Below are 13201 nucleotides of genomic sequence, written 5' to 3'. Positions count from 1 at the left end.
CCGCCGCCCGTCCTTCATGAGAATTGCCATGCAAGTTGCAGCCCGACGTCCCCGCACCAACCATCTCGACCTCGCACAGCGCATTCTCGATGTGGCCCGGAAACGCGGCTTTGAACCCGGCGCTCATCTCCCGGAGCAGCAGATCGCTTCGCTCTGCAATGTATCCCGAACTCCGGTGCGGGCCGCGCTGCGTCTGCTCACTGAAAAAGGCGTAGTTCAATGGGAGGCTGAGTCCGGCTATCGCTTGGCCGTAGACCTCACAAGCCAGGCGACCGTCGCCGCCGACCTGCCGAGCGCCGAGGAGGATGAACTTGCCGACGTGATCCTGCGAGACCGCTCGGCGCGCCGGCTGGACCGGACGGTCACCGTCGGCGCGCTGATGCGACGGTATAATGCCGAGCGCAAGACGGTACTAAAATCGCTGAAGAAACTGGCCGAGGAAAATCTTCTGGACCGCGCGCCGGGGCAGTCCTGGCTTTTCAGGAGAGTGCCGGACGATCCTGGCGCACAAGGGGAGAGCTATGAATTCCGGCTGTTGCTGGAACCCGCCGCCCTTCTGGCGCCTGGATTCCGGCTGGATGGGACGCGCGCGGCAGCCTTGCGACAGGGCATGGAAATGCTGCTGGCTCTGCCCGACGCGGCATTCGATTCCAGAGAGTTCCAACGGCTGGACATCGATTTTCACGGGATGATTGCCGGTGGCTCCGCCAACCGCTTCGTCGGCGAGGCGTTGGCCGATCATCTCAGGCTGCGCCGGCTGCCGGGAACGTATGCCGGCGTCAATGTCTTCCGGCTGAAGCAATCATTGCGCGAGCATCTGACCATACTCGACCATCTGGAGAGCCAGCAGTACGAGGTTGCAGCCGATCTGCTTCGGGTCCATCTGCGGCTTTCACGCAGCCAGCGACCGCAGGCGGCCAGTCGCGGGGCGCCCGCGCTGTTCGGCATGATCAGCCGGCCGGAATAACGAGGATCATGCGCAAAGGCAGCCCGACCATCGCACTGTTTCCGGAAGCGAGCTTCGGCGCTGCGCTGAATTGCGTTGGCATAGCGCAGGCCCTGCGCGCTCGTGGCGCCCGCCCGGTGTTCATCTGCCATGCCGGCTTTTCTGGCGTGTTCGCCGACTATGGGTTTCAGGAATACCAGTTGCCGACTGACGACCCGTTGACCGACAGCGAACGCCAGAGCTACTGGCAGGCCTTCGTGCGCCGTCATCTGCCGCATTTCAGGCTGAGCCCCATCGATCAGCTCGAAACCTACGTTGCCCCGACCTGGCAAGCAATTGTAGACACTGCGGTCAACGCCGAGGCGCCACTGCGCCAATTGCTGGCGCGGCTGAAGCCGGACGCCGTGGTGCTCGACAACGTCGTCATGTTCCCGGCATTGGCGACCGCCGGCTGCCCGTGGGTGCGCGTCGTCTCCTGCGCCGAAACTGAGCTTCCCGATGCCAATGTGCCACCCTATCTGTCCGGTCTCGCCGCCGACGACCCGAGCCGCGCGGCGTTCGAGGCGCGCTACCTGGCAGCGGTCGCTCCAGCCCATGACCGCTTCAATCGGCTTCGGACCGACGCCGGTCTTGCGCCCTTGCCGACGGGTCTTTTTCTGGAACCTTCGCCCGCCCTCAATCTGCTGCTGACCCCAACGATTGTGCGAAGGCAGCGCGCCGAGCCGCTCGACCCTGCCAGCTTCGTCTATCTCGAAGGCTGCGTTCGCTCGGAAGGGCCGTTCGACGTGCCGGTTTTTCCGCGCGATGGCGGACCGCTGGTTTATGTCAGTTTCGGTAGTCTTGGCGCCATGGATGTCGGCCTGATCCAGCGGATGCTCGCCGTTTTCGACAGGCTGCCGGCCCGCTTCATTGTCAACGCCGGAGGTCTGCGCGACAGCTATCGCGCCGTTCCGGACAATGTCTATCTCGATGCCTGGTTTCCACAGCCTTCGGTCGTGGCGAAATGCGACCTCTTCATTCATCATGGTGGCAACAACAGCTTTTGCGAAGCACTGCGTTTCGGTGTGCCGTCGCTGGTCATGCCCTATTGCTGGGACGGGCATGACAATGCGCAACGTGCCGAGGAAACCGGCGTCGGGCGCCACATCAGCCGCGATGGCTGGACGGAAGACGAATTGGAGCGAAGCATTCTCGGCCTGATGGCCGATGCTGCAATGCGCGCACGCCTCCGGGAGAATGCAGTGCATATGGCGCTGACACCCGGAACGGACGTGGCTGCCGAAGCCATTCTCGCTCTCGCAAGGACCCGACCTGATGCTTGACACCACAACAACGGATGCCTCGACCATGAACGGCACCAACGACCCGAAAGACTGGTTGGCCGCTCACGCTGTCAGCGAGGTCGAGTGCCTGGTGCCCGACATGAACGGCGTGCTGCGCGGCAAGGCCCTGCCAGCGGCCAAGTTCCTCAAGGCGATCGAGGACCGAGCACTCTATCTGCCGAGCAGCGCGTTCCTGGTCAGCATCGACGGCCGCTATTCCGGTTCCGTCGACGAGGGGTTCGCCTACCAGGACCCCGACATGCGGATGGTGCCGGATGTCGCAACACTCTGTCTGGCGCCCGGTGGCGGGCCAGGCAAGGCCTATGTCTTCGCCGATGCGTTCCACATGGACGACCGGCCGTGGATGGCTTCGCCGCGGCACGTGTTGCGGGCCGTGCTCGATTTATATCGCCAGCGCGGCTGGCGGGCGGTGGTGGCGCCGGAGCTTGAATTTTATCTCACCGCGCCCAATCCCGATCCCGACAGGCCGGTGACGGCGCCGGTCGGGCGCAATGGCCGCTCCGAAAGCGTGCAGCATCCCTATGACATGGCGGCACTGGAGCAATTCGAGCCGGTGATCCGGCGCCTCTATGACTATGCTGCGGCAGCCGGACTGCCGCTCGACACGCTCATCCATGAATCGGGCACGGCCCAACTGGAGATCAATTTCCTGCATGGCGACGCGCTGCCGCTGGCAGACAAGGTGTTGCTGTTCAAGCGAATGACGCGCCAGGCCGCGCAGGAATGTGGCATGCAGGCGACCTTCATGGCCAAACCGATAGCTGCACAAGCCGGCAGCTCAATGCATCTCCACATGTCTGTCGTCGACGAGGCCGGCAACACGCTGTTTGCCGGGCGTGACGGCGCCGACACCGAGATGTTCCGGCATTTCATCGGCGGCCTGCAGAAATACATTCCCGAGGTGATGCCGCTGTTTGCGCCGAACGTGAATTCGTTCCGCCGCATCCGGCCGAACCACAGTGCACCCGCCAACATCGAGTGGTCGCACGACAACCGCTCCTGCGGCCTGCGTGTGCCGGCCGGCGGGCGCACCGCGCGGCGCGTGGAAAATCGGCTGCCCGGCGCCGATGCCAATCCCTATCTGGCGATAGCCGGCTCGCTGCTTTGCGGTTATCTCGGCGTCGAGGAGAAGATCGCTCGTTCGACGGAAGCGTCGGGCAATGCCTATCGCAGCAGGAGCACGCTGCCCAAAACCATGGAAGAGGCGCTCGACCGCTTCGCTGCGTGCGATCCGGTTCGGGCGGTGCTCGGCGAGGATTTCTTCCAGACCTATTTGCGCGTCAAGAGCGTTGAGCTCGACCTGTTCCAGAGCGTCGTCACCTCTTGGGAACGCGACCATCTGCTGCTCAAGGTGTGATGATGGGCTTCAATTCTGGGGGCTTCAACTCCGGCCTGGATATCGGCAAATCCTACTATGTCGCGACGGCCAATCCGGCTCCGGACCATCCGGCGCTGCAGGGCGACGTCGACGCCGATCTGGTGGTGGTCGGCGGCGGTTGTACCGGCCTCTCCGCAGCCTTTCATGCAGCCGAACGCGGCCTGAAGGTGGTGCTGCTCGAAGGCGGCAAGATCGGCTGGGGGGCGTCGGGGCGCAATGGCGGCCAGATGATCCCCGGCCTGCGCAAGGGCGCCAAGGGGCTGGTCAAGCTATATGGGCCGGAACGGGGGAGGGCGCTGTTCGATCTCGCCTTCGAGGCGCGGGCCCTCGTGCTCGGTCTGATCGAGCGCCATGCCATCGATTGCGACCTCAGGCTCACCGGCCATCTGGCTGGTGCGGTCAACGGTTCCGACCTGCGCGACCTCGAAGAAGAGGCCGAGTGCCTTTCTACGGTGATGAACTTTCATGATGTCGAGATGCTGTCGGCAGCGCAGGCGCGCGGAATGGTGAACACACCTTATCACGGCGCGATGTACGAGAAGCTCGGTGGCCATATGCATCCGCTGAACTACACGCTCGGTCTTGCTCGCGCCGCGGCTGCGGCGGGCGTCACCATCCACGAGAATTCGGTGGCGCTGCGGCTGGAGCGGGAAGCTTCCCCCCGGGTTTCGACGGCCAAAGGCTCGGTCCGGGCCAGGCATGTCGTACTGGCCGGCGATGCGCTGCTCCACGGGCTTGAGCCGCGCGTCAACAGCCGCATCATGCCGGTCGGCAACTACATCATCGCCACCGAGCCGCTGGGCGACACGAGCAACGTCATCCCAAGCAATGTGGCCGTCTCCGACACGCGCTTCGTCGTCAATTACTACCGGCTGTCGGCGGATGGACGCCTGCTGTTCGGCGGCGGCGAGCGCTATACGCCGTCGCCGCCCGCCGACATTGCCGGCTTCGTGCGGCCGCACATGGAAAACACCTTTCCGCAATTGCGCGGCCGCCGCATCGATCACGCCTGGGGCGGGCTGGTCTCGGTGACGACATCGCGCCTGCCGCATGTCGGTCGCTATGGCGACGTCTATTTTGCGCATGGCTATTCGGGCAAGGGGGTGATCCTGTCGACGCTGTCGGGCAAGCTGCTCGCTGAGGCGATCACCGGTGATGCTTCGCGGCTCGATCTGTTTTCGACCCTAAGCCCGCTGCCGTTCCCCGGCGGCACGGCGCTGCGCGGCCCGCTCTATGTGCTCGGCATGCTTTGGTACGCAATGCGTGACCGCATCAAACATTGAGCGCAGGCATGCGCAATGAGGCCGAGCGCCGCCACCAAGCGATTAACGGCTGATTTCGCGGCGGCGTCCGACTTGATCGATGCTTGAACATGGTCCGCAGGCAATGGTCGCGAGTCGGTTCGTGCCCTGCTCCCGAAGCCTGAGCGCCGATAGACCTGCCTGCTATTTCCTCAGCTAATAGATCGATATGATTGCAGGATTAACTGTTTCATAGCCCAGGCGCGGCTCCGATTTGTCTTTCGAAATCGCGCTGGAGACAGTTCCGGTTGACCTGCAATCCAATTTTGTTTCCCTGTTTTTCTTGATCGTGCTGCCCGACAGGTCGGCGCCGGCCGACGTTACTTCTGTACTGACCACTCTCTTTTTCTCGTGCGCAATGGCGGCGGTGGATACGGCCATCACAATTGCCGCGCAAACAATCGTCAATCTCATTGTTTCCCCCTTAGAGCACCGCAAAAATGTGGTCGACTGCCTTGAGACGCCGGCGAAGGCGGTATTCGCGCCTGGCCGGCCCATGCAGCTTCCGACTGCACAAGATTGTAACTACATTAGCTGCAGCGCAAGTAACCATTTCGGACTAGGGAACGGGTTCCCCTTCGATCGAAAGCGCTGGGCTGCCGGCGAAAAAGCAGGCGTTTTAGCCGTTCTCGCCGCCGAGCGCCTTCCAATTTTGGGACAGAGGTTGGCTGATGCCCTTAAACTCACGGCTACGCATTGGTTAGATCTATGCAGCGACAAGGCCAACCGTGGCAAAGCCTCTACATAGTCACCTTCGGGCAGCACCAGTCTTGGAATTCACGCCCTCAAGCAAGGCGAGCAGGCCTTTCAGAATTTCGATTGGCGGCGGCGGACAACCTGGAATGTGCAGATCGACAGGCAAGGCCTCGGACACTCCGCGCACCACCGCATAGCTGCCGGCGAAACAGCCGCCATTGCCTGCGCAATCTCCCAGTGCGACCACCCATTTTGGGTTGGGTGTTGCGTCGTAGGTCCGCTTCAATGCCTCGCGCATGTTTTTTGTGACCGGCCCGGTGACGAGCAGTACATCGGCATGGCGCGGTGATGCGACGAACCGGATCCCAAAACGCTCGATGTCATAGAAGGCGTTGTTCAGCGCGTGCATCTCAAGTTCGCAGCCGTTGCAGGAACCAGCATCGACCGCCCGGATCGACAGGCTTCGCCCCAATCGTTTGTGAGCAGCCCCATCGAGCGCGCGTGCGAGTTCGTCGACTGCCGTGCTGCTTGCCAACGGCGGACGCTCGGTGAGAGGGGGGCGTATCAGGCTTTCAAAAAGAAGCTTGCGCATGACAGCGTGCCTTCAGAGATCATGGCCCGAATAAGAGCAGTTGAACGATTTGTTGCACAGCGGAAAGTCGGCAACGATGTTTCCTTCGATCGCCGCTTCAAGGAGCGGCCACTGAAACCATGACGCATCACGGAGGTGACAGCGCTCGACCAAGCCGCCCTTGCCAATGCGCAGCCAGGCCAGAATGTCGCCGCGGAAACCTTCGACGAGCGCCATGCCTTCATGCGATCGGTTTGTCTGCGCGAAATCGACGCGGATCGGTCCGTCTGGCAGTTGTCGCAGGACTTGTTCGATCAGGGACAGGCTCTGTTCGACCTCGTGGATACGAATCCATACACGGGCGTTCACATCGCCTTCCTGGAGGAGAGGTACATCGAAGGCGAGTTCCCCATAGGGTGGATAAGCGAGATTGCGTCGGGCATCGAAGTCCCGACCGGAGGCCCGGCCAACGTAGCCTCCGGCGCGATATTGACGAGCGAGTTCCACCTTCAGCCGGCCAGTCGCGACAGTCCGATCCTGCAGCGACGCCGTGTTGTCGTAGAGCTCGACCAGCGCGGGAAACCGCTGCCTGATCTCTTTGATCAGGGACCTGAGTGCTGTCATGCCCTCATCGCTCGGGAAGCTTGCCACGCCTCCGGGCACGATGCAGTCGCGCATCAAACGATGACCGAAGGCCGCATCGCTTGCCCGCAATACGCGCTCACGCAGCACCCCACAGTGGGCATGCATAAGCGCGAAGGCGGCATCATTGCAGATAGCGCCTATGTCGCCCAGATGATTGGCCAGGCGCTCCAACTCGGCCATGAGCGCTCGCAGCCAGACCGCGCGTGGGGGAACCTGGACACCCAGCGCCGCCTCGACCGCGCGGGCAAAAGCGAGGGAGTATGCCACGGTACTGTCGCCAGAGGTTCTGCCCGCCAATTTGGCTGCACGGTCGATATCGGACCCCGCCATCAGGCCTTCTATACCCTTGTGCGCGTAACCGAGGCGCTGCTCCAGCCGGACGACCGTTTCACCGCTTGCCGTGAACCGGAAATGGCCCGGCTCGATGATGCCGGCATGCACGGGCCCGACCGGGATCTGATGCAGGCTCTCCCCCTCGGCAGGCAGGAAACTGTACGGGAAGGCAGTCGCAGCAGACGTCCGGACGCGGGTACTCAACGGATAGCTGACACCCCAGTGGCCATGATCAAGCCACCGTCTCGTATCAGGCGCGCCTTGTGGCAGGAGCCCGAACAGGTCAGCAGCCGCACGTTCGAGCCGCAATGCGGGCGGATGCAGCCGGCCGACCGATGGGTAGCGGCCACTGGGGCATTCCAGGCTGACGACGCCGATGTCCCCGGCGCTTTCGTCGAGAAGTGCCATGTGGACGGCGCCTGGCTCACCCCATAGGCCGAGCAAGCTCCAGTGGCCCTCGGCCAATTGCTCGACGGCAAAGCCCCATTTTTTCGGAGTCACCACGGCGCGCGACCACGGGAAATGATTTTCGACACGTTGGCCAGCAAGGATGAGGTCGATCAGCGCGGGCATGCTCTTTCTCTCCCCTGCTCACCCCAGGATACTTGCGACGTGCTGGAACCATGTGACCAGCGGTGGCGGCAGATAGATGCCGGCGGCAAACACCAACGCCAAGTGGGAATACATCGGAATGTAGGACGCCTCGGCGGGTGCAGTGCTGCCGCGCGGTTCGCCGAAGGCGACGCCGGTCAGTCGAAGCAGCAGGGCGCCGAAAGCCAGCAGAATCCCGAAAACCAAGGGCATGGCCAAAAGAGGGTGTCTTGCAAATGTCGAACTTACGACCAGGAATTCGCTCATGAAGATACCGAGCGGAGGGAGGCCGGCAATGGCAACGACGCCGATGACGAGCGCCCAGCCAAGGGCAGGATGTGTTTCCGTCAGTCCCCGGATTTCGGCGATGTTCTGTGTCCCCTTGACCTGGGCAATGTGGCCGACCGTGAAAAAGATCGCCGACTTGGTCAGGCTGTGCATGACCATGTGCAGCAGCCCGGCAAAATTGGCGAGCGGGCCTCCTATGCCGAAGGCGAACACGATGATGCCCATGTGCTCGATCGAGGAGTACGCGAACAGGCGTTTGATGTCGCGGCGGCGGTAGAGCATGAAGGCCGCGAAGACAAGCGACGTCAGTCCCATCGTGATCATCAATGGCCCAGGTGCGATCGCTTCCGGGCTTGCCGCGAGCAATAGCTTGAAGCGCAGCACGGCATAGAGTGCGACGTTTAACAGCAAGCCCGACAGCACTGCGGAAATCGGCGTTGGACCCTCAGCATGCGCGTCTGGCAGCCAGGCATGTAAGGGCGCAAGGCCGACCTTCGTCCCGTAGCCGAGCAGCAGAAAGATGAAGGCGACATTGAGCAGAGCCGGATCGAAGCGCGCGGCGTGAGCGATGAGCACCGTCCAGACCATCGCATTCGTCCCCTCGCCAACAACCGGCTGTGCAGCCATGTAGACGAGGATGGTGCCGAACAGTGCGAGCGCGATGCCGACGCTGCCCAGAATGAAATATTTCCAGGCTGCCTCCAGCGCTTCGTGCGTGCGGTAGATGCCGACCATGAGCACGGTGGTCAGCGTGGCAAGCTCCACCGCCACCCACATCAAGCCAATATTGTTGGACACGAACGCCAGGTTCATGCCGAACATCATGACCTGGTACATTGCGTGATAAAACCGCAAGTTCGGGACTGTCAGCCGCCCGGTCTCCAGTTCGTGGGCAATGTAGGAAGCGCTGAAGACGCTGGTGGTGAAGCCGACGAATGTGTTGAGCACGATGAAGACGATATTGAGATCGTCGACGAGCAGATACTGCCCAGGCTGCGGGCGGTCGGTGACAAGAAGCGACAGTGCGGCGAGCAAGGTCAGCAAGCTCGCAGCGACATTGACGCCCGCCGATATCCGGTATTTCGGCAGCGCCGCCAGAAGTGCGGCCGCGAAGACCGGTATCAGCAAAATGGCGGCCACCGCATCGAGGGAAAACGCGGTCAACGGTGTTCTCCCCTGTAGTCGTCGAGCGCGCCGACATCCACCGAGTCGAACCTCTCGCGGATGCGGAACAGGAAGACTCCGATGACGATGAAGGCGATAAGGATCGAGAAGGCGACACTGATCTCGACGACCAGAGGCATGCCCTTGGCCCCCGTGGCGGCGAGGACCAGACCGTTCTCGAGCGACATGAATCCGACAACTTGGCTGACGGCGTTGCGGCGGGTGACCATCACCAGCAGCCCCAGCAAAATGATGGACAGCGCGAAAGCCAGGTCCTCGCGGGCGAGGGGATCAGCCTCGGGAGTGACGCGCAGCATCAGGACCATGGACAGGGTCACCAGGCCTATCCCCGCAAGCATCGTCGTACCGATGCCGACGGCGGTCTCGACGTCACGATGGATGCCGAGCCGCTGAATGATGCGATGAAGCCCGACAGGAATGACGATCGCCTTGAAGACGAGGGCGATTGCCGCCGTGACGTAGAGATGATGCGCGTCCTGAATGTATGCCTGCCAAGCTACGGACAGGGCCAGCACGATTGCATGAAGCGCAAAAACGTTGATCAGAGCAAAGAGGCGATCCTGATACAGCATCATGAAACTGACCAGCACCAGGCCGCCGGCGAGCAGGTGAGCGATGTCGAAGGTGAGGCCGTTCATCAGAGGCTCCGCGAGACGAACAGCAGGAGCGTGCCGAGCAGGGCCAGCATCAGCGCTGCCCCGAGGAAATCCGGGACGCGGAAGACGCGCATCTTGGCGATGGCAGTCTCAAACACGGCGAGGAGAACGCCACAGACGGCAAGCTTGCCGACATAGGCGACGACACCCGGAGCAAGGGATTCCAGTCCTGCACCGGCGCTCGCCAGTCCCCAAGGTAGGAAGACGCAGGAAATCAGCGACACATAGAGCAGAAGCTTGAGGAAGGCGGCAAACTCGATCATCGCCAGATGGCGACCGGAATATTCCAGCACCATCGCCTCATGAACCATGGTGAGTTCCAGATGGGTCGATGGGTTGTCCACGGGTATGCGGGCGTTTTCGGCGATCGCCACCATCACGAGGGCGATGAGCGACATCCCGAGCGACACCCGCAAGCCAACCTCCGGTGACCCCATGAAGGCGGCGACCGTTGAGAGTTGCGTAGCACCCGCGACGAGCGCCAGGCTGAACACGATGAGCAGCATGGCGGGTTCGGCCAGCGAAGCGATCATCACCTCGCGGCTCGAGCCGATGCCGCCGAAGCTCGTGCCGACGTCCATGCCTGCCAGCGCCAGGAAGAACCGGGCGCTTCCCAGCAGTGCGACAATGGCTATGAGATCGGCGGTCCAACTGAATGTGAGGCCGGCGGCGAATGTCGGGATGAGCGCCGCGCCGACCCAGGTGGTGGCAAAGATCAGATAGGGCGTCACGCGAAACAGCCAGGATGCGTTGTCCGCCAGAACGACTTCCTTGCGCATCAGCCGCAAGAGATCGCGGTAAGGTTGGATCAGGGAAGGACCCTGGCGGCGCAAGAGCCGTGCCTTCACCTTGCGCACGAATCCGGTCAGGAGCGGCGCCAGCAAAAGCACCAGCGCCATCTGCGCGCCTTGAACGGCCAACTCGAGAATCACGGCCATAGTGCGAGCACCAGGAGCAGGACAATGAGAAAGAGAAAGACGAGGGTCAGGTAGCGCCTGATCGTCAGGAACTGCAGATGGTTGAGGTGGTCGGTCGCAAAGTCGAGGGCCCGGCCGATAGGCAGGTACAGCGTCTCCCAGATCACATCATGCATTTCGACATTCAGACGAGCCGGACCGGTCTCGCCAGGTGCCGGCATTTCGACGGTTTCCCTTGCACGGAATACGAACGTGCCGAAGACGCGGCGGATAGGCTGCGCGAAGCTGACGGCCGTGTACTGCGAGCTCGGGACCACATCCGGGAAGCCACAACCCCAGGCGGGACCCCGACGGAGTGCATGTGATGCAAAGCGATGGATCACATATGCCGCAGCGGATGCGGAAAAGGCGATGAACAGGAACACCAACAGGCCGTTGTAGGAACTGCGGCTCGCTGCAATCGGCACGATAGACAGCCAGGGCTGGGCCACCTGCACAGGCATCCGACTGCCGATCAGTGGCAGTGTCACCGATGAGAGGCCGTCTATCACAAGACCGGGCAGAATGCCGGCCAGGAGACAAAGGGCAGCGAGAATGAACATTGCCGCCAGCGAGTAGCGGTCGACCTCATGCGCCAGTTCCACCGCGGCCGAGCGTGGCCGGCCGAGGAATGCAATCCCGAACGCCTTTACAAAGCAGGCCGCGGCCAGTGCCGCTGACAGCGCCAGCAGACCGCCAACGGCGGGCACCATGACCTTCAGTCCCCATTGTGGCAGATCGGGGCTCTGCAATATGGCCTGAAAGGCCAGCCATTCGGAGACGAAGCCGTTGAAGGGTGGAAGTGCCGAGATCGCGACGCAACCGACGAGAAAGGCAAAACTTGTAAAGGGCATGCGGTGGATGAGACCGCCCAGCTTCTCCATATCCCGCTCTCCGGTTGCCGTCAGCACGGCGCCCGCGCCGAAAAACAGCAGGCTCTTGAAAAAGGAATGGTTGAGGACGTGGAACAGCGCGGCGGTGAGCGCCAGCGCTGCAGCCGATGGCATGGCGTTCGCCTTGAAAGCGAGCGCGAGACCAAGGCTTACGAAGATGACGCCGATGTTTTCAATGGTGCTATAGGCAAGCAGTCGCTTCAGGTCCTTTTCCATCAGCGCGTAGAGGATGCCGAGAACCGCCGTCAGCCCGCCAAGGAAAAGCACGGCAACGCCCGACCACCATGCCGGCTCACCGAGCAGATCGAAAATAACGCGTATGAAGCCATAGACTGCGACCTTGGTCATCACGCCGCTCATCAGAGCCGAGACGTGGCTTGGCGCGGCCGGATGGGCGAGTGGCAGCCAGACGTGCAGCGGGACGAGTCCGGCCTTGGAGCCGGCGCCCAGCAGCATGAGAACCAGGACGAAAGCAGCGGCGAACGGGGTGGGATCGGCGGCTCGCATCGCGTCGAATGTGTAGGTTCCATCGGATCCGGCGAGCAGGCCGAACGCAAGCAGCAGCGCGAGTGTGCCGAAGCTCGCCATCACGAGATAGATGTAGCCCGCCCGCGCATTGTCCTGCTTGCGATGGTGCGCCATGACGAGCGCCCAGGAGGCGAGCGACATGAATTCCCAGGAAAGCAGGAAAGTGAAGGCGTCGTCGGCCACCACGACAAGGTTCATTCCGGCTAGGAAAGCCGGGAAGAACGGCAGCACCCGATGCGGCGCAGACTCATGCCTGCCGTAGCCGAGGCCATAAAGACTGGCCATGGAGCCGCCGAAGTTGACGACGATGAGGAAGAAAGTCGACAGCGCATCCAAACGGAAATGAGCGCCAATCCATGGCAATCCAAGAGGCAACACCACAGTCGACGGGGTGACGGGATTGTAGGCGATGCGGCTCGCGAGAACCATGAGCACGGCCGCCGATATACCTAGCGTCAAGCCGTAGATCAGGCGTGTTCCCGAGTCGGATCTGCGGCTTTCCGCAATCGCAAGCACCGCAGTCCCCAGGAGCGCAGCGACGCCCCACAGGAGGACCGCGGCCCCCGAAATCACGCCACGCTCCTCACGGGGAGTTTGGCATCCGTATCGACTCCGCCAAGGATTTTGGCGGGGTCAAAATCCGCTTTCAGTCGCACGCCGCGCCCACCGATTTGGCTGGAGGCGCCTTCAGCGATCAATTCCACACCGGCGAGGTCAAGTGCCCCGATCAGCTTCATGAGAGAATCGACGTTACCCCGAATAATCGACTCGCTGGCTTCCATGCGTTGAATTGTCGGCACGGAAAGACCGGACAATTCGGCAAGCCTGCGCTGGTCGATGCCAAGGAGCGCCCTCGCGGCACGCAACTGTGGAGCAGTTATCACGGTCGCG

General features: G+C 62.3%; 12 protein-coding genes. 5 read left to right on the top strand and 7 right to left on the bottom strand.

Annotated features, from left to right (window positions below; genetic code table 11):
• Nucleotides 1-28 precede the first annotated feature (28 nt).
• The 5 genes from NKJ15_RS04200 to NKJ15_RS04180 all read left to right on the top strand — a co-directional run bounded on the left by NKJ15_RS04200 (nucleotide 29) and on the right by NKJ15_RS04180 (nucleotide 5716).
• Nucleotides 29-967, top strand: coding sequence for a GntR family transcriptional regulator (locus NKJ15_RS04200; RefSeq protein WP_352767542.1), 939 nt, complete (start codon nucleotides 29-31; stop codon nucleotides 965-967).
• A 5-nt stretch (nucleotides 968-972) separates the two neighbouring features.
• Nucleotides 973-2268: a nucleotide disphospho-sugar-binding domain-containing protein gene (locus tag NKJ15_RS04195; RefSeq protein WP_352767900.1), complete on the top strand. Its 1296-nt coding sequence runs from the start codon at nucleotides 973-975 to the stop codon at nucleotides 2266-2268.
• The gene (locus tag NKJ15_RS04190) at nucleotides 2261-3646 is read left to right on the top strand and encodes a glutamine synthetase family protein (RefSeq protein WP_352814225.1); all 1386 of its coding nucleotides are present in this window, start codon (nucleotides 2261-2263) and stop codon (nucleotides 3644-3646) included. The genes NKJ15_RS04195 and NKJ15_RS04190 overlap by 8 nt, the downstream gene beginning before the upstream one ends.
• The gene (locus NKJ15_RS04185) at nucleotides 3646-4950 is read left to right on the top strand and encodes an NAD(P)/FAD-dependent oxidoreductase (RefSeq protein WP_352814223.1); all 1305 of its coding nucleotides are present in this window, start codon (nucleotides 3646-3648) and stop codon (nucleotides 4948-4950) included. The genes NKJ15_RS04190 and NKJ15_RS04185 overlap by 1 nt, the downstream gene beginning before the upstream one ends.
• Before the next feature lie 232 nt (nucleotides 4951-5182).
• Entirely contained in the window at nucleotides 5183-5716 is a 534-nt protein-coding gene (locus tag NKJ15_RS04180) for a hypothetical protein (protein ID WP_352814221.1), read from the top strand.
• Here the strand turns inward: NKJ15_RS04180 and NKJ15_RS04175 are convergent, their stop codons facing one another.
• The 7 genes from NKJ15_RS04175 to NKJ15_RS04145 are packed head-to-tail and all read right to left on the bottom strand — an operon-like array spanning nucleotide 5717 to nucleotide 13194.
• Nucleotides 5717-6256, bottom strand: coding sequence for an NADH-quinone oxidoreductase subunit B family protein (locus NKJ15_RS04175; protein ID WP_352452927.1), 540 nt, complete (start codon nucleotides 6254-6256; stop codon nucleotides 5717-5719).
• A 12-nt stretch (nucleotides 6257-6268) separates the two neighbouring features.
• Nucleotides 6269-7786, bottom strand: a complete 1518-nt coding sequence (locus NKJ15_RS04170) for a hydrogenase large subunit (RefSeq protein ID WP_352814218.1) — start codon at nucleotides 7784-7786, stop codon at nucleotides 6269-6271.
• Between the two features lie 18 nt (nucleotides 7787-7804).
• A complete protein-coding gene (locus NKJ15_RS04165; RefSeq protein WP_352685371.1) occupies nucleotides 7805-9256 on the bottom strand; it encodes a hydrogenase 4 subunit F in 1452 nt (483 codons plus the stop codon).
• Nucleotides 9253-9915, bottom strand: coding sequence for a hydrogenase-4 component E (locus NKJ15_RS04160; protein WP_023675519.1), 663 nt, complete (start codon nucleotides 9913-9915; stop codon nucleotides 9253-9255). The genes NKJ15_RS04165 and NKJ15_RS04160 overlap by 4 nt, the downstream gene beginning before the upstream one ends.
• On the bottom strand, nucleotides 9915-10871 hold the full coding sequence (locus NKJ15_RS04155; RefSeq protein WP_023675520.1) for a respiratory chain complex I subunit 1 family protein: 957 nt from the start codon (nucleotides 10869-10871) through the stop codon (nucleotides 9915-9917). Before NKJ15_RS04155 ends, NKJ15_RS04160 begins: the two co-directional genes overlap by 1 nt.
• Entirely contained in the window at nucleotides 10862-12883 is a 2022-nt protein-coding gene (hyfB, locus tag NKJ15_RS04150; protein WP_502906861.1) for a hydrogenase 4 subunit B, read from the bottom strand. The genes NKJ15_RS04155 and hyfB overlap by 10 nt, the downstream gene beginning before the upstream one ends.
• Nucleotides 12880-13194: a helix-turn-helix domain-containing protein gene (locus NKJ15_RS04145; RefSeq protein WP_023675522.1), complete on the bottom strand. Its 315-nt coding sequence runs from the start codon at nucleotides 13192-13194 to the stop codon at nucleotides 12880-12882. Before NKJ15_RS04145 ends, hyfB begins: the two co-directional genes overlap by 4 nt.
• Nucleotides 13195-13201 lie beyond the last annotated feature (7 nt).

Origin of the sequence: Mesorhizobium sp. M0207, from assembly GCF_040321995.1 — a bacterium.
Taxonomy (GTDB): Bacteria; Pseudomonadota; Alphaproteobacteria; order Rhizobiales; family Rhizobiaceae; genus Mesorhizobium.
The sequence above is the reverse complement of the archived record's forward strand: the minus strand, read 5'-3'. Positions and strand labels throughout refer to the sequence as shown.

What these genes read in the sequence shown, in the direction of transcription:
- NKJ15_RS04185 (WP_352814223.1), top strand. Translation starts at nt 3,646, where the DNA reads ATGATGGGCTTCAATTCTGGGGGCTTCAACTCCGGCCTGGATATCGGC.
- NKJ15_RS04170 (WP_352814218.1), bottom strand. Translation starts at nt 7,786, where the DNA reads ATGCCCGCGCTGATCGACCTCATCCTTGCTGGCCAACGTGTCGAAAAT.
- NKJ15_RS04155 (WP_023675520.1), bottom strand. Translation starts at nt 10,871, where the DNA reads ATGGCCGTGATTCTCGAGTTGGCCGTTCAAGGCGCGCAGATGGCGCTG.
- NKJ15_RS04200 (WP_352767542.1), top strand. Translation starts at nt 29, where the DNA reads ATGCAAGTTGCAGCCCGACGTCCCCGCACCAACCATCTCGACCTCGCA.
- NKJ15_RS04190 (WP_352814225.1), top strand. Translation starts at nt 2,261, where the DNA reads ATGCTTGACACCACAACAACGGATGCCTCGACCATGAACGGCACCAAC.
- NKJ15_RS04160 (WP_023675519.1), bottom strand. Translation starts at nt 9,915, where the DNA reads ATGAACGGCCTCACCTTCGACATCGCTCACCTGCTCGCCGGCGGCCTG.
- NKJ15_RS04175 (WP_352452927.1), bottom strand. Translation starts at nt 6,256, where the DNA reads ATGCGCAAGCTTCTTTTTGAAAGCCTGATACGCCCCCCTCTCACCGAG.